Raw genomic sequence first — 20,894 nt, forward strand, 5'->3', positions numbered from 1 at the left:
CCCAACTCCTCGAACGGATCACCCGCCGCGTCCTGCGGCGACCAGCCGAAAAACGCCCAGGTCCGGGCCATGTGTTCGGGCAATGGCGCACGGATCGTCAGGGCCTTGCGCGTCACCGGGTGGATCAGCGAAATGGAGCGCGCGTGCAGGTGCAGCTTGCGGCTGACCCCGCCGCCAAGCTGCGCGCCCCAGCCGTCGCCCTCGTTGGTCAGCCCCGAGCCGCCGTATTTGCCGTCGCCGATCACCGGATTGCCCAGCGCCGCCATATGCGCGCGCAGCTGATGGGTGCGCCCGGTGATCGGGCAGAGCGCCACCCAGGCGGCGCGGGTCGCGGCTGAATCGACCACCGTGTAATCGGTGGTGGCGCGCTTGGCGCCCTCGGTGCGCTCCACCTCGCCGGGATGGATGCAGCGCATCTTCTCGCCGGCGCCGTCGGGCCCGTGGCCGCCGGCCTTGACCAGCCCGTAGCGGATCGTGCCGGCGCGCGGCGAAGGCGCGCCCGCCACCACCGCCCAGTAGATCTTTCGGGTCTCGCGGGCGCGAAACGCCTGGGTCAGCCCGCGCGCCGCCTGTCCCGAGCGCGCCAGCAGCAGCACGCCCGACGTGTCCTTGTCGAGCCGATGCACGAGGCGCGGCGAATCATCGCGCCCGAAGCGCAGCGCCGCGCCCATGCCGTCCACATGCCGGGTCTGGCCCGACCCGCCCTGCACCGGCAGGCCCGGGGGCTTGTTCAGCGCGATGACGTGGTCGTCGCGATAGATCACGCAGGCCTGGATCATCCTTTCGTCGGCGGCGGAAATTTCGGGCGCGGGCCGGCCGCGCGGGGCCGCGTCGGCGGCGGGGATCGGCGGCACGCGCACCACCTGCCCGGCCTGCAAGCGCGTCGCGGATTTCACCCGTCCGCCGTCGATGCGAAGTTCGCCCTTGCGCAGCATCTTTTCGATGCGCCCCTGGCTCAGCTGCGGATACAGGCGGCGCAGCCAGCGGTCGATGCGCTGATCGGCGTCGTCCGCGCCGATCTCCACATGCCGCACCCCGTGCCCGCCCTGCGCCCCGCTCATGCCGGCGCCGCCAGAAACGCCCGCGCGAAGGCGAGCCCCGCGAACAGCGCCAGGATCGCCAGCGCCACCGAGCCGCCCACATAGACCGCCGCGGCGCCGAACCGGCCCTTTTCGATCAGGAACAGCGCATCCAGCGAAAACGCCGAGAAAGTGGTGAAGCCGCCCAGAACCCCGGTCATCAGGAACGGCGCATAGCGGCCCCAGGCGCCGGGGAAGCGCTCCATCATCACCACCGCGGCCACGCCCATGATGAACGAACCGGCGACATTCACCGCCAGCGTCCCCCAGGGAAAGCCATGCCCGAGCGCGCGCCCGGCCCAGCCGACCGTCGCGAAGCGCAGCACGGCGCCGATCGCGCCGCCAAATGCCACCATCAGATAACTCATGCCGGCTTGTTGGCGTCTGCGCCGCGCGAGGTCAAGGGCGGAGGCCGGCGGGCGCGGCGACTCAGGCGCTGGCCTGGGCGTCGCTGGCCGTCGAGATGCCCGATTGCAGCAGCGCCGCCAGCGCCTCGGCCATGTGCGCCTCGGCGTCGAGGCGCGGGCGCGGCGGCAATCCGTCGGCGGCGTCGTGAAAAAAACGTTCGCGCCGCCCCGGCGTCAGATGCGCCAACCCATGCCCCGGCGCCATGCGCTTGCGGTCCCATTCGCGCAGCAGCACGGTCAGCGCCGCGACCCGCGGGTCGGCGACGATCTCGGTCAGCAGCTTGACGACTTCGTCCTCGGGGCCTTCGAGCGCCTGCATCACGCCCTCGCATGTGGGGGCGATCAGCCCGGTGATCCCGCGCAGGCGGTTGCGCGCCGCCCAAAGCGGCGCCTCGCTCAGCGCCGCCTCGGCGCGCGCCGCCGCGTCCCGCGCGCTGTCCCCCGTCCAGGCCACGGCAAATGCCAATCGCCTGATTCGCGCATCCAATGTGCTTTCCGTCATATCCGCTCCGCAAAATAACTTGTTCACTTCCCATTCATTCCCCACCCGCAATGTCGCGCCGCAGCGTGAAAGGGACGTAAAGTTTTCAAGCCATCAGAGTTAACCGCCGGAATTGCGCCGCTGCCGTCGCAGTTTTGCGAACCAGGCCACGCGCTTGGCCAGATCGCGTTCGAATCCGCGCGCCACCGGCGCATAGAAATCCGGGCGCGCCATGGCGTCGGGAAAGCAGTTCTGGCCGGAAAATCCGTCCTCGGCGTCGTGGTCATAGGCGTAGCCGGCGCCGTAGCCCTCGGCCTTCATCAACTTGGTGGGGGCGTTCAGCATGTGCTTGGGCGGCGGCGCCGAACCGGTCTTCTTCGCCGCCGCCTGCGCCGCCTTCCAGGCCACATAGGCGGCGTTGGATTTCGGCGACAGCGCCAGATAGGTCACCGCCTGCGCCAGCGCCAGTTCGCCCTCGGGGGATCCGAGGCGCTCGTAGGTTTCCCACGCCGCCAGACACTGCTTCACCGCCTCGGGCTCGGCCAGCCCGATATCCTCGACCGCCATGCGGGTGATGCGCCGCGCCAGATAGCGCGGATCCTCGCCGCCGCCAAGCATCCGCGCCAGCCAGTAGAGCGCCGCGTCCGGGTCCGAGGCGCGCACGGATTTGTGCAGCGCCGAGATCAGGTTGTAATGCTCGTCGCCGGATTTGTCGTATTTGGGGGCCCGGCGGGTCAGGCGGCGCGACAGGGTTTCCACATCCAGCGGCCTGTCGGCGGGCACGTCGAGGCGAAACGCCTGCTCGGCGAGGTTGAGCGCCGCGCGCCCGTCGCCGTCGGCCATGCCGATCAGCGCCGCGCGCGCCGCGGGGTCGAGCGGCAGCGACCGGGATTCATGGGCCTCGGCGCGCTGCAGCAGCGCTTCGAGATCCGCATCCTCCAGCCGCCGCAGCACCAGCACCTGCGCGCGCGACAACAGCGCGGCGTTCAGTTCGAAGGACGGGTTCTCGGTGGTGGCGCCCACCAGCACGATGGCGCCGTTTTCCATATGCGGCAGGAAACCGTCCTGCTGCGCCTTGTTGAAACGGTGGATTTCATCCACGAACAACAGCGTGGCGCGGCCCGGCTTGTCGCGATCCTCGCGCCGCATGGCCGCCGCGTCGAACACCTTGCGCAGATCCGCGACCCCGGAGAAAATCGCGCTGATCTGCACGAAGGCGAGGTCGGCGGCGTCGGCCAGCAGCCGCGCGATGGTGGTCTTGCCCACCCCCGGCGGCCCCCAGAGGATCAGCGACGGCAGTTCCCCCGCCGCGATCATTCCGGCAAGCGGGCCGTCGACCCCAAGGATGTGATCCTGCCCGATCACCTCGGCCAGCGTCGCCGGGCGCAGCCGGTCGGCCAGCGGGCGCGGCGCGCCGGCGTTCCGGGGCCGCCCGGCGCCGGCGGGGCTGTCGAACAGGTCGGCCAGCGGATCAGCCCCGGAAGCCGAGCACGCCGCGCCGGCCCTTGCGCTCGATCAGCACCCGCCAGTTGCGCCGCCGCTGCGCCGCCGCCTCCACCAGATCGTCGGGATGACCGATCTTGGCGCCGTTGACCTCCAGCACCACGTCGCCGGGGCGAAACCCGGCCCGGCGCGCGCGCGGCGACACCGCAATCACCGCCACCCCGCGCGCGCTCAGCGGCGCGCCGATCTCGTCGGCCAGCGCCGGGTTGAGCATCGCCGCGACGATCCCGGCGAACGGCCCGTCGGCGCGAAGCCGGCGCGCGTCGCGCGGCGGGTCCTCGGGCGGGGCGATCAGGCGCATCCGGGCGATGCGCGGCTCGCCGTCATGCACGTAGCTCAGTTCGGTCTCGGCGCCGACGCCCAGCGAGGCGAGGCGGAAATTCAACTCCGCCGGGCTCTGCACCCGCTGCCCGCCGATCGCCACCAGCACGTCGCCGGTCTCCAGCCCCGCGGCCACGAAGGGGCTGAGCGGATGGGTGGAGCCGATCACCAGCCCCTCGGGCGCCTCCAGCCCCAAGGCCTCGGCCAGCGCGTCGTCCACGGGCTGACCTTCAAGCCCGGCCCAGGGCCGCGCCAGCGTGCTGCGCCCCAGTTCGGCCTGCGCCGCCACCTGCGCCACAAGATTTGAGGGCACCGCGAAGCCGATGCCGTTGGAGCCGCCCGAGCGGGTGAGAATCACGGTGTTGACCCCGACCAGCCTGCCCTGCATGTCCACCAGCGCGCCGCCGGAATTGCCCGGGTTGATGGCGGCGTCGGTCTGGATGAAATAGCCCTGCCGCCCGGGGCCGCCGATGCCGCTGCGCGCCAGTCCGGACACGATGCCGCTGGTCACGGTCTGGCCGACGCCAAAGGGGTTGCCGATGGCCAGCACCAGATCGCCGACCTCCAGCGTGTTGGAATCGCGCAGCGCCAGCACCGGCAGGTCGCTGGCGCCGTCAAGGCGCAGCACCGCCAGGTCGCTGGCCTCGTCGGCGAGCAGGATCTCGGCGGCGAATTCGCGCCGGTCGCTCAGCACGACGCGGATTTCCGAGGCGCCGCCGACCACGTGGTTGTTGGTGATCACCAGCCCGTCGGCGCGCACCAGCACGCCGGAGCCGAGGATGTTCTCCACCCGTCGCCCGCGCGGCGCCATGCCGCGAAACAGGCCCTCGAAAAACGGATCGCCCGCGAAGGCCCCGACGCGTCGCTTCACCAGCTTCTTGGCGTAGATGTTGACCACCGCCGGCGCGGCCTTTTTCACCACCGGCGCGAAACTGAGCTGGATCTGCGCCTGCGAGGCCGGAACCTGCTGCTGCGCCGCCGCCGCGGTCGCCAGCGCGCCGAACGCCGCCAATCCCAATGCCAATGCCAACCCCAGCGCCGCGCCCCGCGCCCAGTGCCTGCTGCCTGTCATCTGCGACTCCCTCCTGCCCTTGCGCAAGATATAGGGCGCCCGCCGGCGTCGCTCCACCGCCCAGGCGCGGCGATCACGCAAAAAACAAGGGGACGCGGCCTGTGGCGAGGCCGCGTCCCCTGTCGGCGCCCGGGCCGTGCCGGGCGCGTGATCTTCAGATCCGCGCGGGGATCATTCGTCGGCCAGCGCGTCCTCGGCGGCGACGCGGGCCTTGTCGCCGGCGCCCTTGGCGTCGGCGTCGCGCTCCACCAGCTCGATGATCGCCATGGGCGCCATGTCGCCGTAGCGGAACCCGGCGCGCAGCACCCGGGCGTAGCCGCCGGAGCGATCGGCGTAGCGCGGGCCGAGCACCTCGAACAGCTTCTTGACGGCGGCGTCCTGCTTCAGGCGCGAGGCGGCCTGACGGCGGGAATGCAGATCGCCGCGCTTGCCCAGGGTGATCATCTTGTCGATGATCCGCTTCATTTCCTTGGCCTTGGGCAGCGTGGTCTTGATCTGCTCATGCTCGATCAGCGAGCAGGCCATGTTGGCGAACATCGCCTTGCGGTGTTCGTGGGTGCGGTTCAGCTTGCGATAGCCATGTCCGTGACGCATGGGTGTTCTCCATCAGGTTTTGTGCTTTGTCCGGCCCCTCGTCGGTCGGGGGCCTCCTTGGGGCGAAACGCCCGGCAGTCTGGTCCCGTCGGATGGCGGCGGGCCCAGGCCCGCCGCCATCCGATCAGAACTGGTCTTCGAACTTGCGGGCCAGCTCCTCGATGTTCTCCGGCGGCCAGTCGACGATGTCCATGCCAAGGTGCAGACCCATGGTGGTCAGCACCTCCTTGATCTCGTTGAGCGACTTGCGGCCGAAATTCGGCGTGCGCAGCATCTCGGCCTCGGTCTTCTGGATCAGGTCGCCGATATAGACGATGTTGTCGTTCTTCAGGCAGTTGGCCGAACGCACCGAAAGCTCCAGCTCGTCCACCTTCTTCAGCAGCAGCGGGTTGAATTCGAGATCTTCCTGCTCGTCGGCGCGGCTCACCGCTTCGGGTTCGTCGAAGTTGACGAACACGGCGAGCTGGTCCTTGAGGATGCGCGCCGCAAAGGCGATGGCGTCCTCGGGGGACACCGAACCGTCGGTCTCGAGCGTCAGGGTCAGCTTGTCGTAGTCGAGCACCTGGCCCTCGCGGGTCGGCTCCACCTTGTAGCTGACCTTGCTCACCGGGCTGAACAGCGCGTCCACGGGGATCAGGCCGATCGGCGCGTCCTCGACCTTGGCCTTGTCCGCCGCCACATAGCCCTTGCCGGTGTTGACCGTCAGTTCCATGTGCAGCGACGCGCCCTCGTCGAGATGGCAGATCACGTGATCGGGGTTGAGGATCTCGATGCCCTGGCTGACGGCGATCTGACCGGCGGTCACCACCCCCGGCCCGGCGCCCTGCAGCGTCAGCCGCTTGGGGCCCTCGACCTCCATCTTCACCGCGACGCCCTTGATGTTGAGCACCACGTCGGTCACGTCCTCGCGCACGCCGGCGATCGAGGAGAATTCGTGCAGCACGCCGTCGATCTGGATCGAGGTGATCGCCGCGCCCTGCAGGGACGACAGCAGCACCCGGCGCAGCGCGTTGCCGAGCGTGAGCCCGAAGCCGCGCTCCAGCGGTTCGGCCACCGCGGTGGCGCGGCGCATGGGATCGGTCCCCGGCTTGATGTCGAGCCCGTTCGGCCGGATCAGTTCCTGCCAGTTCTTGTGGATCATGTTGTTGTCCTCCATTCCGGCCCGGGCGGGATCCTGGCCTTCCCGGGCGCCCCGAGGATTTCGGTGATCTTCGTGTAGGCGGGTTTCGGTTCAGGCATTCGCAACGCATCACGGCCCGTTCGTCGCGGAACGGGCCGGTCTGCGCGGGTCCGTCGCCTCAGACGCGGCGCCGCTTGGGCGGACGGCAGCCGTTATGGGCGATGGTGGTCACGTCGCGGATCGCGGTGACCACGAGCCCGATGGCCGAGAGCGCGCGCAGGGCGCTTTCGCGGCCCGAGCCGGGGCCCTGCACCTGCACCTCGAGGGTGCGCATGCCGTGCTCCTGCGCCTTGCGGCCGGCGTCCTCGGCGGCCATCTGCGCCGCGTAGGGGGTCGATTTGCGCGACCCCTTGAAGCCCATCGCGCCGGCGGAGGACCAGGAGATCGCGTTCCCCTGGGCGTCGGCGATCAGGATCTTGGTGTTGTTGAACGACGAATTCACGTGGGCGATGCCCGACGAGATGTTCTTGCGTTCCTTGCGCTTCATGCGCTGCTTGTCGCGTGCCATGAACCCGCCTCCCTATTTCTTCTTGCCGGCGATTGCGCGCGCCGGGCCCTTGCGGGTGCGGGCGTTGGTGTGGGTGCGCTGGCCGCGCACTGGCAGACCGCGGCGATGCCGCAACCCGCGATAGCAGCCCAGATCCATCAATCGCTTGATGTTCATGGACACCTCGCGGCGCCGGTCGCCCTCGACCGCGAAATTCGCGTCGATATGCTCGCGGATGGCCAGCACTTCGGCGTCGGACAATTCGTTCACCCGCCGCGATTCCGCGATGCCGATGGCCTCGCAGATCTGCCTGGCGGATGTGTTGCCGATGCCGTGGATGTAGGTGAGGGCGATGTGCACCCTCTTGTTCGTCGGGATGTTAACGCCAGCGATGCGCGCCAATATTCAGCTCCGTCTGTCGGTCGCCCCAAGCGCGGGCGATCATGTCACAATTAAAACCGACCCGGCTTGAACCCGGTCGGCCGCCAACGGCCCCGTCGGGGGACCTATCCCGCATCGCGCCTCGAGGTGAAATCGGAGGGCGACTCTCCTGTCATGGAGGCGCGCAGTATATGAGCCGTTTAGATAGTGTCAACTGCGCGCCCACAGTTTTTTTCAGCTGTCAAGAGTCTTCCTGATCTGGGCCGCCACATCGGCGATCTCGCCCAGCCCGTCGACCCTCGCCAGCAGCCCCTTGGCGTAGTAATAGCCAATCAGCGGCGAGGTGTCCCGGTAGTAGTTGAACAGCCGCTTGCGCAGCGAGTCTTCGTTGTCGTCGGCGCGCCGGACCATCTGGCCGCGCGCGCCGCATTCGTCGCAGACATCCGGGATCGCGGGCGGCCTTGTGACGTCGTGATAGACCGCCCCGCAGACGCCGCAGGTGAACCGCCCGGCGATCCGGGCGACCAGCGCCTCGTCATCCACCTTCAGCTCCACCACGCGATCGAGCGACAGCCCCTTGCTCGCCAGCAGGTCGCCAAGCGCGTCGGCCTGGCCCAGCGTGCGCGGAAACCCGTCGAAGATCACGCCCTTCTCGGCGTCGCCCGCCGCCAGCCGTTCGGCGATCAGGGCGATGACGATCTCGTCGGTGACCAGATCGCCGCGCGCCATGATGTCCTTGACCTTGTCGCCGAGCGCCGTGCCCGAGGCCTGGGCGGCCCGCAGCATGTCGCCGGTGGACAGCTGCACCATGCCCCGCTCCGCGATCAGGATGCGCGCCTGGGTGCCCTTGCCCGCGCCTGGCGGGCCCAGCAAGACGATGTTCATCTGCGTTTCTTCCCCGATCTGCCCGTGGCCTTGGCGCGGGTCTTGCCGCGCCCGCGCAGCTTGGATTTCTCGATCAGGCCCTCGTACTGATGCGCCAGCAGATGACTTTGCACCTGGGTGACCGTGTCCATGGTCACCGACACCACGATCAGCAGCGACGTGCCGCCAAAATAGAACGGTATGCCGAATTTCGATATCAGGATCTCCGGCAGCAGCGCCACCATCGCCAGATACGTGGCCCCGAGCAGGGTCAGCCGGTTGAGCACGTAGTCAAGATATTCCGAGGTCTTCTTGCCCGGGCGGATGCCGGGGATGTAGCCGCCGTTGCGCTTCAGGTTGTCGGCCACGTCCTCGGGGTTGAACACCACCGAGGTGTAGAAGAAGGCGAAGAAGATGATCAGCGACACATAGGTCATCAGATACAGCGGCTGGCCGCGCCCCAGATAGGCGGCGACGTAGCTGAGAATGCCGGTGGAGCCGCCATCGGCCGAGAACCCGGCGATGGTCGCGGGCATCAGCAGCAGCGAGGAGGCGAAGATCGGCGGGATCACGCCGGCGGTGTTGACCTTCAGCGGCAGGAAGGAATTCTCGCCGCCATACATCTTCATGCCGACCTGGCGCTTGGGGTATTGCACGAGGATGCGCCGCTGGGCGCGCTCCACGAACACCACCCCGGCGATCACCGCCACCATGCCGATCATCACCGCGACGATCATCGCCCCGGCGAGCTGCCCGGTGCGCCCGAGTTCGAAGAACTGCGAGATCGCGCGCGGCATCTGCGCGACGATGCCGATATAGATGATCATCGAGATGCCGTTGCCGATGCCGCGCGCGGTGATCTGTTCGCCCAGCCACATCAGGAACATGGTGCCCCCGACCAGGGTGATCACCGTGGAGGCGCGGAAGAACATGCCCGGATCGGTGGCCAGCCCCTGGCCTTCGAGCCCGACGGCGATGCCATAGGCCTGCAGCGCCGCCAGCGCCACGGTGCCGTAGCGGGTGTACTGGTTGATCTTGCGCCGGCCGGCCTCGCCGTCCTTCTTCAGCTTTTCCAGCTCGGGCACCATCGAGGTCATCAACTGCATGATGATCGAGGCCGAGATGTAGGGCATGATCCCCAGCGTGAAGATCGCCATGCGGCTGACCGCGCCGCCGGCGAACATGTTGAACACGCCCAGAATGCCCGACTGGGTCTGTTCGATGAACCGGGCCAGTTCGGTGGTGTCGATGCCGGGCATGGGAATGTAGGTGCCCATCCGGTAGATGATCAGCAGGCCGAGCGCGAACAGGATGCGGTTTTTCAGATCCTTGGCTTTGCCAAAGGCCCCCCAGCTCATGTTCGCGGCCATTTGCTCCGCAGCAGACGCCATGTCAGGCCTCCATGCCCTTGTTCACGAATGCGCCGCCGGGACGGGTTGGTCCGCAGCGGCGCAATTATATCTATGGAGCGCGCACCGCGCCCGCAAACTTATTCTGCCGTCGCGTCGCCGGACTCGCCCTCGGATTCACCCTTGACCGGCGCGGTCAGCGTGATCGAGCCGCCGGCCTTCTCCACCGCCGCCACCGCCGATTTCGACGCGCCGGCGAGGGTCAGGGTCAGCGCCTGGCTCAGTTCGCCCCGCGCCAGCAGCCGCACGCCGTCAAGCTTGCGCCGGATCAGCCCGCAGGCGACCAGCGCATCCTCGGTGATCGGCGCGCCGGCGTCGAGCTTGCCCGCGTCGATGAACTTCTGGATGCCGTCAAGATTGGTGACGGCGTATTTCTTGCGGAAGATGTTGTTGAAGCCGCGCTTGGGCAGGCGCATGTGGATCGGCATCTGGCCGCCCTCGAAGCCCTTGATGGCGACGCCCGAACGGGATTTCTGCCCCTTGACGCCGCGTCCGGCGGTCTTGCCCTTGCCCGAGCCGGGCCCGCGGCCGACGCGCTTCCTGGTCTTGGTCGCGCCCGGATTGTCGCGCAGTTCGTGAAGTTTCATGACGCTTGCTCCTTGTTGTCGGATGCCGCGGTCAAAGCGTCTGCGACCGGGCCCTCGACTTTTCAGGCGGCGTGGCGCCGGCCTGCTTGCCCCGCATGGGCGAACCCCGCGCCACCCGTCCCGGGCGGCGCGGGTCAGACCTGCGCCTAGCCGCGTTCCTCGATGATTTCCACAAGATGGGAAATCTTCGCGACCATGCCGCGCACCGAGGGGGTGTCCTCGAGTTCGCGGGTCTTGTGCATCTTGTTGAGCCCCAGCCCGATCAGCGTGCGGCGCTGAATGTCGGGGCGGCGGATCGGCGAGCCGATCTGCTTGACGATGATGGTCTTTGCCATTGCTCCGGCTCCTTACGCTTCGGCCGCGACGGGCGCCGCCGCGTCGGGGGTCTCGTCGCGCTTGGGCAGGATGTCGGCGACCTTCTTGCCCCGGCGCGCCGCAACCTGACGCGGCGAGCTGAGCGAGGACAGGCCCTGGATGGTGGCGCGGATCATGTTGTAGGGGTTCTGCGATCCGATGGATTTGGACACCACGTCCTGAATGCCGAGCATCTCGAACACCGCGCGCATCGGGCCGCCGGCGATGATGCCGGTGCCGACGGGCGCCGTGCGCATCACCACCCGGCCGGCGCCGTGGCGCCCTTCCATGTCGTGATGCAGGGTGCGGCCCTCGCGCAGGGGCACGCGGATCAGCTGCCGCTTGGCCTGTTCGGTGGCCTTGCGGATCGCCTCGGGGACTTCGCGGGCCTTGCCCTTGCCAAAGCCCACGCGGCCCTTCTGGTCGCCCACCACCACGAGCGCCGCAAAGCCGAAGCGCTTGCCGCCCTTCACGGTCTTGGAGACGCGGTTGATGGCGACGAGGCGGTCCTGGAATTCCGGATCCTCGTCGCGGCCGCCGCGGCGATTGTCCCGCCGGTTGTCGTTTCTGGCCATTATCGTCTCCTCAGAACTTCAGACCGCCTTCACGGGCGGCGTCGGCAAGCGCCTTGACCTTCCCGTGAAAGAGATAGCCGCCGCGATCGAACACCACGTTCTCGACGCCCGCCGCCTTGGCGCGTTCGGCGATCGCGGCGCCGATCTTCGCGGCCGCCTCGACGTTGTTCTTGCCGATCACGCCGAGCGCGGATTCCAGCGAGGAGGCCGAGGCCAGCGTCCGACCCTGCACGTCGTCGATCACCTGGACCGAGATGTTCTTGCAGGACCGGAACACCGAAAGCCGGGGCTTGCCGTTGGAGTGTTTTTTCAGCCGGTTCCGGACGCGCAGACGGCGCCGCTGGAACAAGGCACGCTTGTTGTTCGCCATTTTGCCTGTCCTTACTTCTTCTTGCCGTCCTTGCGGAACACGTATTCGCCCTTGTAGCGGATGCCCTTGCCCTTGTAGGGCTCCGGCGCGCGCCATTTGCGAATGTTCGCGGCCACCTGACCGACCAGCTGCTGGTCGATGCCGGTGATTTCCACCATGGTCGGCTTGGCGCACTTGATCTCGACGCCCTCGGGGATGTCATAGAGCACGTCGTGGCTGTAGCCGAGCGCCAGCTTCAGGACCTTGCCCTGAACCTGCGCGCGATAGCCGACGCCCTGGATCTCCAGATCCTTGCGAAAGCCGTCCGTGACCCCGGTGACGCAGTTCTGCACCTGGGTGCGGGACATGCCCCACTGCTGGCGCGCGCGCTTGGAATTGCCGCGCGGCGCGACCCGGATCACGTTGTCCTCCACGGAGACGGAGACATCGTCGGTGGCGGTGAAGCTGCGGGTCCCCTTGGGGCCCTTCACTTCGATGGTCTGCCCCGAGACCGCGGCGCTGACGCCGCCGGGCATCTCGATGGGTTTCTTGCCGATGCGTGACATTGCCGCCTCCTCAGAACACGGTGCACAGGACCTCGCCACCGACATTGTCGGCGCGGGCCTGTGCATCGGACATGATGCCCTTGGGGGTGGAGATGATGGCGACGCCGAGGCCCTGACGGACCTGCGGGATCTCCTTCACGCCGGAATACACCCGACGGCCCGGGGTGGACACGCGCTTGATCTCGCGAATGGCCGAGGCGTCGTCGTAGTATTTCAGCTCGATGTCGAAAGCCGGCTTGCCGCCCTTGTCCACCGACTTTTCATAGCCGCGGATGTAGCCTTCCGCCTTCAGGACGTCGAGCACCCAGCCGCGGACCTTGGAGGCCGGGGTCTGCACGCCGGACTTGCCGCGCATGGCGGCGTTGCGAATGCGCGTGAGCATATCGCCGAGAGGATCGTTCATGGACATGCTTTCCTCCTCACCAGCTCGACTTGACCATGCCGGGGATCTCGCCGCGGGAGGCGAGATCGCGCAGCGCGATGCGGGACATCTTGAACTTGCGATAGTAGGAGCGGGGACGCCCGGTCACTTCGCAGCGGTTGTGCAGACGGGTCGGCGAGGAATTGCGCGGCAGCTTGGCGAGCTTGAGGCGCGCCTTGAACCGGTCTTCCATCGGCAGTGAATCGTCCTTGGCGATCGCCTTCAGCGCCTCGCGCTTGGCGGCGAAGCGGGCCACCAGACGCTGGCGCTTCAACTCGCGCTGGATCATGCTTGTCTTAGCCATTTTTTCGTTCTCCTCCCGCGATCAGCTCGTGAACGGCATGTTGAAACGCTTCAACAACGCCTGAGCTTCCGCATCCGTGGACGCGGTGGTGCAGATCACGATGTCCATGCCCCAGATCTGGTCGATCTTGTCGTATTCGATCTCGGGAAAGACGATGTGCTCCTTCAGGCCCATGGCGAAGTTGCCGCGCCCGTCGAAGCTCTTGCCGCTGATGCCGCGAAAATCGCGGATCCGCGGCATGGCGATGGTGGTGAGCCGGTCGAGGAATTCGTACATCCGGGCGCCGCGCAGCGTGACCTTGACGCCAAGCGGCATGTCCTCGCGCACCTTGAACCCGGCGATCGAATTCTTCGCCTTGGTGATCACCGGCATCTGGCCGGCGATCGCCATCATGTCCGCATGGGCGGCGCGGATCTTCTTGGAATCCCCGACCGCCTCGCCGACGCCCATGTTCAGGACGATCTTGTCCAGACGCGGGATCATCATGTCGTTCTTGTAGCCGAATTCTTCCTTCATCGCCGCCCGGATCTCGTCCAGATACAGCGTTTTCAGGCGCGGCGTGTAATCGCTGGCGTCAAGCATCGATCACTTCCCCCGACTTCTTGGCGAAACGAACCTTCTTGCCGTCGATCGTCTTGAAGCCGACCCGGGTGGGGCCGCCCTCCTTGGGATCGACCAGCGCCAGGTTTGACAGCTGGATCGCCGCCGGCTTGGGCAGGCGGCCGCCCGGTTCGTTCTGGGACTGACGGGTGTGGCGGATGACCATGTTCACGCCCTCGACGATGGCGCGACCCTCGGAGGGCATGACCTTCTCGATCTCGCCTTCCTTGCCCTTGTCGCGGCCCGTGAGCACCACGACCTTGTCGCCCTTTTTCAGTTTCGCGGCCATTACAGCACCTCCGGCGCGAGCGAGATGATCTTCATGAAGTTCTTCGCGCGCAATTCGCGAACCACAGGCCCGAAGATGCGGGTGCCGACCGGTTCCAGCGAATTGCTGAGGATCACCGCGGCGTTGCCGTCGAAGCGGATGGTGGTGCCGTCGGCGCGACGGATTTCCTTGGCGGTGCGCACGACGACGGCCTTGCGGACCTCGCCCTTCTTCACGCGGCCGCGCGGAATGGCCTCCTTCACGGACACCACGATGATGTCGCCGACCGAAGCGTATTTCCGCTTCGAGCCGCCAAGCACCTTGATGCACTGCACCCGACGCGCGCCGGAATTGTCGGCGACGTCCAGATTGGTCTGCATCTGGATCATGTAAGGTTACTCCCGACCTGCGGGGAAGCGCCCCGCGGTTTCGAATGGTCTGTTCGGCGCGGTCAGCCTTCGCTGACGACGACCTCCCAGTTCTTGGTTTTCGAGATCGGCTTGCATTCGCGGATGCGAACGGTGTCGCCGGTCTTGAAGGCGTTCTCGGGGTCGTGCGCGCGGTATTTCTTGGACCGGCGCACGGTCTTGTGCATGAGCGGATGCTTGAAGCGACGCTCGACCAGCACCGTTACGGTCTGCTCGTTCTGGTCGCCCACCACCACGCCCTGAAGAATGCGTTTGGGCATGTCAGGACTCCTGAGCCGCGGCGGCGGCTTTCTCGTTCAATACGGTCTTCACGCGGGCGACGTCCTTGCGGACCTCGCTCATGCGCGCGGTGCCTTCAAGCTGGCCGGTCGCGGCCTGAAAACGGAGGTTGAACGACTCCTTCTTCAGGGCGGCGAGGTCCTCGCGCAGCTGGTCCGGCGTCTTTTCGCGCAGGTCTGCGGCTTTCATAGCCATTTTCCTTCTCTCAGAAGCGGACCCGGGCATGCCCGGCGCTATTCCAAAAAACAATCGGCGGAGGGGGCCCTTTCGAGCCCCGCCCTTACCAGTCCTGGCGCTGAACGAATCGGCACTTCACCGGCAGCTTCATGGCTGCGAGGCGGAGCGCCTCCCTTGCCACAGGTTCGACCACGCCGTCAATCTCGAACATGATGCGCCCGGGCTTCACCTTGGCGGCCCAGTATTCGACCGACCCCTTGCCCTTGCCCATGCGGACTTCGGTGGGCTTCTTGGTCACCGGCACGTCGGGGAAGATGCGGATCCACACCCGGCCCTGGCGCTTCATGTGCCGGGTCATGGCGCGGCGCGCGGCTTCGATCTGACGCGCGGTGATGCGCTCGGGTTCGATCGCCTTCAGCCCGTAGGCGCCGAAATTCAGGTCGAAGCCGCCCTTGGCCTCGCCGTGGATCCGGCCCTTGTGCTGTTTGCGGAATTTGGTGCGTTTCGGTGAAAGCATGACTTAGGCTCCTCCGGGGCCGCGCCGCGAGGGCCGCGAGCCGCCCTCCTGCAATTCGGCCTGGCGACGGTCGCGCGCGGACGGATCGTGGTCCATGATCTCGCCCTTGAAGATCCAGGTCTTGATGCCGATGATCCCGTAGGCGGTCTTGGCCTCGACATGCGCGTAGTCGATGTCGGCGCGCAGCGTGTGCAGCGGCACCCGGCCTTCGCGATACCATTCGGTGCGCGCGATCTCGGCCCCGCCCAGACGCCCGGCGGCGTTGATGCGGATGCCCAGCGCGCCCATGCGCATGGCGTTCTGCACCGCGCGCTTGATGGCGCGGCGGAAGGCGACGCGGCGCTCAAGCTGCTGGGCGATGTTCTCGCCCACCAGCGCGGCGTCGGTCTCGGGCTTGCGGATCTCGACGATGTTGAGATGCAGCTCGCTGTCGGTCAGCCTGGCCACGGACTGGCGCAGCTTCTCGATGTCGGCGCCCTTCTTGCCGATGATCACGCCGGGCCGCGCGGTGTGGATCGTCACCCGGCACTTGCGGTGCGGGCGCTCGATGATCACGCGGGAAACCCCGGCATTCGCGCATTTCTTCTTGATGAAGGCGCGAATCTTCAGATCCTCGTGCAGGAGATCGCCGTAATCCTTGGTGTTGGCGAACCAGCGGCTGTCCCAGGTGCGGTTGATCTGCAGGCGCAGACCGATCGGATTGACCTTGTTGCCCATTACGCGTCTTCCTCGACCTGGCGGACCTTGACGGTGATCTGGCTGAACGGCTTGAAGATCTTGCCGAACCGGCCGCGCGCCCGGGGGCGCCCGCGTTTCAGCACCATGTTCTTGCCCACCCAGGCTTCGGCGACGATCAGTTCGTCGACGTCAAGTCCGTGGTTGTTTTCCGCGTTGGCGACGGCCGACTGAAGGGTTTTCTTCACGTCGGCGGCGATGCGCTTCTTCGAAAAGGTCAGATCGGTCAGCGCCCGGCCGACCGGCTTCTTGCGGATCAGCTGCGCCAGCAGGTTCAGCTTCTGAGGCGAGACGCGCAGCATGCGGCTGACGGCCAGGGCCTCGTTCTCCGCGCAGCGGCGGGGGTTTGCAGACTGTCCCATGAGACTACCTCCGCTTGGCTTTTTTATCGGCCTGATGGCCGTAATAGGTGCGCGTCGGCGAATATTCGCCGAACTTCTGTCCGATCATGTCTTCGGAGACATTCACGGGGATATGCTTGCGGCCGTTGTAGACGCCGAAAGTCAGACCCACGAATTGCGGGAGAATGGTCGAACGACGCGACCAGATCTTGATCACTTCGTTGCGGCCGCTTGCCTGCGCCTTCTCCGCCTTTTTCAGGACGTAGGAGTCGACAAACGGGCCTTTCCAGATTGAACGGGGCATTCCGGGGCTCCTTACCGTCTGCCTTTGCGCTGGTGGCGCGAGCGGATGATATACTTGTCAGTGGTTTTGTTGGTGCGGGTGCGATGACCCTTGGTGTCCTTGCCCCAGGGGGTGACCGGGGTGCGGCCGCCCGAGGTGCGGCCTTCGCCGCCGCCATGGGGGTGATCGATCGGGTTCATCGCCACGCCGCGCACCGAAGGGCGCTTGCCCTGATGGCGGGTGCGGCCGGCCTTGCCGAAATTCTGGTTCGAATGATCCGGGTTGGACACGGCGCCGATGGTGGCCATGCATTCCTGGCGCACCATGCGAAGCTCGCCGGAACTGAGCCGGATCTGCGCGTAGCCGCCGTCGCGCCCCACGAACTGGGCGTAGGCCCCCGCTGCGCGGGCGATCTGGCCGCCCTTGCCGGGCTTCAGTTCGATGTTGTGCACGATGGTGCCGATGGGCATGCCGGTGAAGGGCATGGCGTTGCCCGGTTTCACGTCGGCCTTGCGCGAGGCCACGACCTTGTCGCCGACGCCCAGACGCTGGGGCGCGATGATGTAGGCCTGCTCGCCGTCCTCGTAGCGGATCAGCGCGATGAACGCGGTCCGGTTGGGATCGTATTCGATGCGCTCGACCGTGGCCGGCACGTCGAACTTGCGCCGCTTGAAATCGACGATGCGATAGAGCCGCTTGGCCCCGCCGCCGATGCGCCGCGCCGTGATGCGTCCGGTGTTGTTGCGACCGCCCTTTTTCGTCAGGCCCTGGGTGAGCTTCTTGACGGGGCGTCCCTTGAACAGTTCCGAACGGTCGATCAGAACCAGCCCTCGCTGGCCCGGCGTCGTGGGGTTGTATGACTTCAACGCCATCTTGCTGTCTTCCGTTGCTGTAAGGACCGGGAGCCGGCCCTGCGTTTAAGCGGCCCCGCAGGTCCGCGCGTGAAATCGCGGGGCGTCAAACCCCGCGACGTTTTTCAGTCCTCACCGGACGGGAAAGCGCGGGGCTTAACGCCCCCCGGTCTCAGAGTCCAGTGGACACGTCGATCATGTGGCCCTCTTCAAGGGTCACATAGGCTTTCTTGACGTCGTTGCGCCGGCCGAGCTGACCCTTGAAGCGCTTGGTCTTGCCTTTGGTCAGCACGGTGTTCACCGCCTTGACCTTGACGTTGAAGATCGCCTCGATCGCTTCCTTGATCTGGGGCTTGTTGGACGCGATCGCGACCTCGAAGACCACCGCGTTCGCCTCGGAGGCCATGGTGGCCTTCTCGGTGATGATCGGCTTGCGGATCACGTCGTAGAGTTCGGGCTTGACGCTCATTTCAGACGAGCCTCCAGAGCTTCGACGCCGGCCTTGGTCAGCACCAGCCGGTCATGACGCAGGATGTCGTAGACATTCGCGCCCTGGCTCGGCAGCACGTTGAGGCCGTCGATGTTGCGAGAGGCGCGCAGGAAGTTCTGGTTGACCTCCGCCCCGTCGATGAACAGCGCCTTGGTCAGGCCGAGCTTGTCGGCATGGCCCCGCAGCGCCTTGGTCTTGGCCTCGGCCAGATCGGCGTTCTCGATCACGATGATCTCGCCCGCCTTCGCCTTGGCCGACAGCGCCATGCGCAGCCCCAGGGCCCGCACCTTCCTGGGCAGGTCATGGGCGTGGGAACGCACGACCGGGCCCTTGGCGTTGCCGCCGGAACGGAACTGGGTGACGCCCCGATCGCCGTGACGGGCGCCGCCGGTGCCCTTCTGGCGATAGATCTTCTTGGTCGAATAGCTGACCTCGCCGCGCGACTTGGTCTTGTGGGTGCCGGCCTGCTTGCGGGCAAGCTGCCAGCGCACCACGCGGTGCAGGATGTCGGCGCGCGGCTCGACGCCGAACACGTCCTCGGCCAGATCGATCGACCCGGCGGGGGCCGAATCCAGCTTGAGCATGTCAAGTTTCATGACTTGTCGCCTCCCTCGGTGGCGGCGTTGGCCGCGGCGTCCTGAGCGGCGGCCTCGGCGGCGAGACGGGCGGTCTCGGATTCGGCCTCGGCGGCGGCGGCCTCGGCGGCGGCGGCTTCGGCGGCCTCGGCCGCGGCCTTGCCGGCGGACCGCAGCGCCGCGGGCAGGATCACGTTCTCGGGGCGCGGCTTCTTCACCGCGTCCTTGATCGTCACCCAGCCGCCCTTGGATCCGGGCACGGCGCCCTTGACCATGACCAGCCCGCGATCGGCGTCCGTGCGGACCACCTGCAGGTTCTGGATGGTCACGCGCGCGGCGCCCATGTGGCCGGCCATCTTCTTGCCCTTGAACACCTTGCCCGGGTCCTGGCACTGACCGGTGGAGCCGTGGGAGCGGTGGCTGATCGACACGCCGTGCGAGGCGCGAAGACCCTTGAAGTTATGCCGCTTCATGGCGCCGGCGAAGCCCTTGCCGATCGAGGTGCCGGCGACATCCACGTACTGACCCGCGAAATAGTGGTCGGCGGTGATCTCCTCGCCCACTTCGATCAGGTTCTCGGCGGCGACGCGGAACTCGGCCAGCTTGCGCTTGGGCTCGACGCTGGCCTTGGCGAAATGGCCGCGCATGGGCTGCGAGGTGTTCTTGGCCTTCGCCGCGCCGGCGCCGAGCTGGACGGCGGTGTAGCCGTCCTTCTCGGCCGTGCGCTGGGCGACGACCTGAACGTTTTCCATCTGCAGAACGGTCACCGGGATCTGGCGGCCGTCCTCCATGAACAGCCGGGTCATGCCCAGCTTCTTTGCGATGACTCCGGAGCGCATCACACCCTCCTCAGAGCTTGATTTCGACGTCGACGCCGGCGGCGAGGTCGAGCTTCATCAGCGCGTCCACCGTCTGGGGCGTCGGATCGACGATGTCGAGAAGCCGCTTGTGGGTGCGGATCTCGAACTGTTCGCGGCTCTTCTTGTCCACGTGCGGGCCGCGAAGAACGGTGTATTTCTCGATCTTGTTGGGCAGCGGAATCGGGCCGCGCACCCGTGCGCCGGTCCGCTTCGCGGTGTCGACGATTTCCTGGGTGCTGGCGTCGAGCACCCGATAGTCGAACGCCTTCAGCCGGATTCTGATGTTCTGGCTTTGCATGGGCTAACCTCTTGATCGCAGGAAACTCAGTGCAGGAACCGGCGGGATCCGCCCGCCGGGTCCTGAGAGCAGAACTGCGCGTTACTCGATGATTTTCGACACCACGCCGGCGCCGACGGTGCGGCCGCCTTCGCGGATGGCGAAGCGGAGCTTTTCCTCCATGGCGATGGGGGCGATCAGCTGCACCTCGAACTTGAGGTTGTCGCCCGGCATCACCATCTCCGTGCCCTCGGGCAGCGTCACCGTGCCGGTCACGTCCGTGGTGCGGAAATAGAATTGCGGCCGGTAATTGGCGAAGAACGGGGTGTGGCGCCCGCCCTCCTCCTTGGTCAGGATGTAGGCCTCGGCCTCGAACCTGGTGTGCGGCTTCACCGAACCCGGCTTGCACAGAACCTGCCCGCGCTCCACGTCCTCGCGCCCGATGCCGCGCAGCAGCGCGCCGATATTGTCGCCCGCCTCGCCGCGATCCAGCAGCTTGCGGAACATCTCGACGCCGGTGCACACCGTCTTGCGGGTGTCGCGGATGCCGACGATCTCGATCTCCTCGCCCACCGTGATCACGCCGCGCTCGACGCGCCCGGTCACCACCGTGCCGCGACCGGAAATCGAGAACACGTCCTCGATCGGCATCAGGAACGGCTGGTCGATCGGGCGGTCCGGGGTCGGGATGTACTCGTCGACCGCCGCCATCAATTCGCGGATCTTGTTCTCGCCGATCTCGGGGTCGCGGCCTTCCAGCGCCGCCAGCGCCGAGCCCATGATGATCGGGATGTCGTCGCCCGGATAATCGTAGAGCGACAGCAGCTCGCGGATCTCCATCTCCACCAGTTCCAGCAGTTCGTCGTCGTCGACCTGGTCCACCTTGTTCATGAACACCACCAGCGACGGCACGCCCACCTGATAGGCCAGCAGGATGTGCTCGCGGGTCTGGGGCATGGGGCCGTCGGCGGCGCTCACCACCAGGATCGCGCCGTCCATCTGCGCCGCACCGGTGATCATGTTCTTCACGTAATCGGCGTGGCCCGGGCAATCCACATGGGCGTAATGGCGCTTTTCGGTCTCGTATTCCACATGCGCCGTCGAGATGGTGATCCCGCGCGCCTTTTCCTCGGGCGCGCCGTCGATCTCGTCATACGCCTTGAATTCGCCGAACAGCTTGGTGATCGCCGCCGTCAGCGTCGTCTTGCCGTGATCGACATGGCCGATCGTGCCAACGTTGACATGCGGCTTCGTGCGCTCGAATTTTGCCTTCGCCATG

33 protein-coding genes are annotated in these 20,894 nt (G+C 66.9%); all 33 read right to left on the reverse strand.

The genetic code is table 11. From position 1 onward, the window contains the following. A partial coding sequence (locus tag AC1HC7_RS05820) for an RluA family pseudouridine synthase (protein ID WP_479498780.1) occupies positions 1-1,061 on the reverse strand: 1,061 nt, incomplete at its 3' end. Then, positions 1,058-1,447 carry a fluoride efflux transporter CrcB gene (crcB, locus tag AC1HC7_RS05825; RefSeq protein WP_479496542.1) on the reverse strand — a complete coding sequence of 130 codons (390 nt, stop codon included), beginning with the start codon at positions 1,445-1,447 and terminating at the stop codon, positions 1,058-1,060. The genes AC1HC7_RS05820 and crcB, both read right to left, overlap by 4 nt. Positions 1,448-1,508: 61 nt before the next feature. Beyond that, positions 1,509-1,940, reverse strand: coding sequence for a BLUF domain-containing protein (locus AC1HC7_RS05830; protein ID WP_479496543.1), 432 nt, complete (start codon positions 1,938-1,940; stop codon positions 1,509-1,511). A gap of 147 nt (positions 1,941-2,087) precedes the next feature. Next, the gene (locus AC1HC7_RS05835) at positions 2,088-3,434 is read right to left on the reverse strand and encodes a replication-associated recombination protein A (protein ID WP_479498783.1); all 1,347 of its coding nucleotides are present in this window, start codon (positions 3,432-3,434) and stop codon (positions 2,088-2,090) included. Positions 3,435-3,438: 4 nt separating this feature from the next. Continuing rightward, on the reverse strand, positions 3,439-4,863 hold the full coding sequence (locus AC1HC7_RS05840; protein WP_479496544.1) for a trypsin-like peptidase domain-containing protein: 1,425 nt from the start codon (positions 4,861-4,863) through the stop codon (positions 3,439-3,441). A 171-nt stretch (positions 4,864-5,034) separates the two neighbouring features. Further along, positions 5,035-5,457, reverse strand: a complete 423-nt coding sequence (rplQ, locus tag AC1HC7_RS05845) for a 50S ribosomal protein L17 (protein WP_479496545.1) — start codon at positions 5,455-5,457, stop codon at positions 5,035-5,037. Positions 5,458-5,581: 124 nt separating this feature from the next. Continuing rightward, a complete protein-coding gene (locus tag AC1HC7_RS05850) occupies positions 5,582-6,598 on the reverse strand; it encodes a DNA-directed RNA polymerase subunit alpha (RefSeq protein WP_479496546.1) in 1,017 nt (338 codons plus the stop codon). Positions 6,599-6,755: 157 nt separating this feature from the next. Continuing rightward, positions 6,756-7,145 (reverse strand): 30S ribosomal protein S11, encoded by a 390-nt coding sequence (rpsK, locus tag AC1HC7_RS05855; protein ID WP_479496547.1) that lies wholly within the window; start codon positions 7,143-7,145, stop codon positions 6,756-6,758. A 12-nt stretch (positions 7,146-7,157) separates the two neighbouring features. Beyond that, entirely contained in the window at positions 7,158-7,526 is a 369-nt protein-coding gene (rpsM, locus tag AC1HC7_RS05860; protein ID WP_479496548.1) for a 30S ribosomal protein S13, read from the reverse strand. A gap of 213 nt (positions 7,527-7,739) precedes the next feature. Beyond that, on the reverse strand, positions 7,740-8,390 hold the full coding sequence (locus AC1HC7_RS05865; protein ID WP_479496549.1) for an adenylate kinase: 651 nt from the start codon (positions 8,388-8,390) through the stop codon (positions 7,740-7,742). Next, complete coding sequence (gene secY / locus AC1HC7_RS05870) at positions 8,387-9,760, reverse strand: preprotein translocase subunit SecY (protein ID WP_479496550.1); 1,374 nt, start codon at positions 9,758-9,760, stop codon at positions 8,387-8,389. The genes AC1HC7_RS05865 and secY overlap by 4 nt, the downstream gene beginning before the upstream one ends. 98 nt (positions 9,761-9,858) lie before the next feature. Further along, on the reverse strand, positions 9,859-10,365 hold the full coding sequence (gene rplO, locus AC1HC7_RS05875) for a 50S ribosomal protein L15 (RefSeq protein WP_479498781.1): 507 nt from the start codon (positions 10,363-10,365) through the stop codon (positions 9,859-9,861). 146 nt (positions 10,366-10,511) lie between these two features. Next, positions 10,512-10,700: a 50S ribosomal protein L30 gene (gene rpmD / locus AC1HC7_RS05880; protein ID WP_479496552.1), complete on the reverse strand. Its 189-nt coding sequence runs from the start codon at positions 10,698-10,700 to the stop codon at positions 10,512-10,514. 12 nt (positions 10,701-10,712) lie between these two features. Continuing rightward, positions 10,713-11,294, reverse strand: a complete 582-nt coding sequence (gene rpsE, locus AC1HC7_RS05885) for a 30S ribosomal protein S5 (RefSeq protein ID WP_479496553.1) — start codon at positions 11,292-11,294, stop codon at positions 10,713-10,715. Positions 11,295-11,304: 10 nt separating this feature from the next. Further along, a complete protein-coding gene (gene rplR, locus AC1HC7_RS05890) occupies positions 11,305-11,664 on the reverse strand; it encodes a 50S ribosomal protein L18 (RefSeq protein WP_479496554.1) in 360 nt (119 codons plus the stop codon). Between the two features lie 11 nt (positions 11,665-11,675). Continuing rightward, positions 11,676-12,209 carry a 50S ribosomal protein L6 gene (gene rplF, locus AC1HC7_RS05895; RefSeq protein WP_479496555.1) on the reverse strand — a complete coding sequence of 178 codons (534 nt, stop codon included), beginning with the start codon at positions 12,207-12,209 and terminating at the stop codon, positions 11,676-11,678. Between the two features lie 10 nt (positions 12,210-12,219). Then, entirely contained in the window at positions 12,220-12,618 is a 399-nt protein-coding gene (rpsH, locus tag AC1HC7_RS05900) for a 30S ribosomal protein S8 (RefSeq protein WP_479496556.1), read from the reverse strand. A 10-nt stretch (positions 12,619-12,628) separates the two neighbouring features. Then, positions 12,629-12,934, reverse strand: a complete 306-nt coding sequence (gene rpsN / locus AC1HC7_RS05905; RefSeq protein WP_479496557.1) for a 30S ribosomal protein S14 — start codon at positions 12,932-12,934, stop codon at positions 12,629-12,631. A gap of 21 nt (positions 12,935-12,955) precedes the next feature. Beyond that, a complete protein-coding gene (rplE, locus tag AC1HC7_RS05910) occupies positions 12,956-13,516 on the reverse strand; it encodes a 50S ribosomal protein L5 (protein WP_479496558.1) in 561 nt (186 codons plus the stop codon). Continuing rightward, positions 13,509-13,823 (reverse strand): 50S ribosomal protein L24, encoded by a 315-nt coding sequence (rplX, locus tag AC1HC7_RS05915; protein WP_479496559.1) that lies wholly within the window; start codon positions 13,821-13,823, stop codon positions 13,509-13,511. The genes rplE and rplX overlap by 8 nt, the downstream gene beginning before the upstream one ends. Continuing rightward, complete coding sequence (gene rplN / locus AC1HC7_RS05920) at positions 13,823-14,191, reverse strand: 50S ribosomal protein L14 (RefSeq protein ID WP_479496560.1); 369 nt, start codon at positions 14,189-14,191, stop codon at positions 13,823-13,825. The genes rplX and rplN overlap by 1 nt, the downstream gene beginning before the upstream one ends. A 62-nt stretch (positions 14,192-14,253) precedes the next feature. After that, a complete protein-coding gene (gene rpsQ, locus AC1HC7_RS05925; RefSeq protein WP_479496561.1) occupies positions 14,254-14,490 on the reverse strand; it encodes a 30S ribosomal protein S17 in 237 nt (78 codons plus the stop codon). Between the two features lies 1 nt (position 14,491). Next, complete coding sequence (gene rpmC, locus AC1HC7_RS05930) at positions 14,492-14,698, reverse strand: 50S ribosomal protein L29 (protein ID WP_479496562.1); 207 nt, start codon at positions 14,696-14,698, stop codon at positions 14,492-14,494. 91 nt (positions 14,699-14,789) lie between these two features. Next, positions 14,790-15,203: a 50S ribosomal protein L16 gene (gene rplP / locus AC1HC7_RS05935; protein WP_479496563.1), complete on the reverse strand. Its 414-nt coding sequence runs from the start codon at positions 15,201-15,203 to the stop codon at positions 14,790-14,792. Between the two features lie 3 nt (positions 15,204-15,206). Then, positions 15,207-15,920 (reverse strand): 30S ribosomal protein S3, encoded by a 714-nt coding sequence (gene rpsC, locus AC1HC7_RS05940; protein ID WP_479496564.1) that lies wholly within the window; start codon positions 15,918-15,920, stop codon positions 15,207-15,209. Beyond that, complete coding sequence (rplV, locus tag AC1HC7_RS05945) at positions 15,920-16,300, reverse strand: 50S ribosomal protein L22 (RefSeq protein WP_479496565.1); 381 nt, start codon at positions 16,298-16,300, stop codon at positions 15,920-15,922. The genes rpsC and rplV overlap by 1 nt, the downstream gene beginning before the upstream one ends. A 4-nt stretch (positions 16,301-16,304) precedes the next feature. Beyond that, positions 16,305-16,583, reverse strand: coding sequence for a 30S ribosomal protein S19 (gene rpsS / locus AC1HC7_RS05950; protein WP_479496566.1), 279 nt, complete (start codon positions 16,581-16,583; stop codon positions 16,305-16,307). Positions 16,584-16,594: 11 nt separating this feature from the next. Continuing rightward, positions 16,595-17,434 carry a 50S ribosomal protein L2 gene (gene rplB / locus AC1HC7_RS05955; protein ID WP_479496567.1) on the reverse strand — a complete coding sequence of 280 codons (840 nt, stop codon included), beginning with the start codon at positions 17,432-17,434 and terminating at the stop codon, positions 16,595-16,597. Positions 17,435-17,585: 151 nt separating this feature from the next. Then, complete coding sequence (locus tag AC1HC7_RS05960; RefSeq protein WP_479496568.1) at positions 17,586-17,882, reverse strand: 50S ribosomal protein L23; 297 nt, start codon at positions 17,880-17,882, stop codon at positions 17,586-17,588. Then, a complete protein-coding gene (gene rplD, locus AC1HC7_RS05965; protein WP_479496569.1) occupies positions 17,879-18,499 on the reverse strand; it encodes a 50S ribosomal protein L4 in 621 nt (206 codons plus the stop codon). Before rplD ends, AC1HC7_RS05960 begins: the two co-directional genes overlap by 4 nt. Next, the gene (gene rplC / locus AC1HC7_RS05970; RefSeq protein WP_479496570.1) at positions 18,496-19,320 is read right to left on the reverse strand and encodes a 50S ribosomal protein L3; all 825 of its coding nucleotides are present in this window, start codon (positions 19,318-19,320) and stop codon (positions 18,496-18,498) included. The genes rplD and rplC overlap by 4 nt, the downstream gene beginning before the upstream one ends. Positions 19,321-19,327: 7 nt before the next feature. Beyond that, a complete protein-coding gene (gene rpsJ, locus AC1HC7_RS05975; protein WP_479496571.1) occupies positions 19,328-19,636 on the reverse strand; it encodes a 30S ribosomal protein S10 in 309 nt (102 codons plus the stop codon). Between the two features lie 81 nt (positions 19,637-19,717). Then, positions 19,718-20,893 (reverse strand): elongation factor Tu, encoded by a 1,176-nt coding sequence (tuf, locus tag AC1HC7_RS05980; protein ID WP_479498782.1) that lies wholly within the window; start codon positions 20,891-20,893, stop codon positions 19,718-19,720. Between the last annotated feature and the right edge of the window lies 1 nt (position 20,894).

The organism is Oceanicella sp., assembly GCF_056449545.1.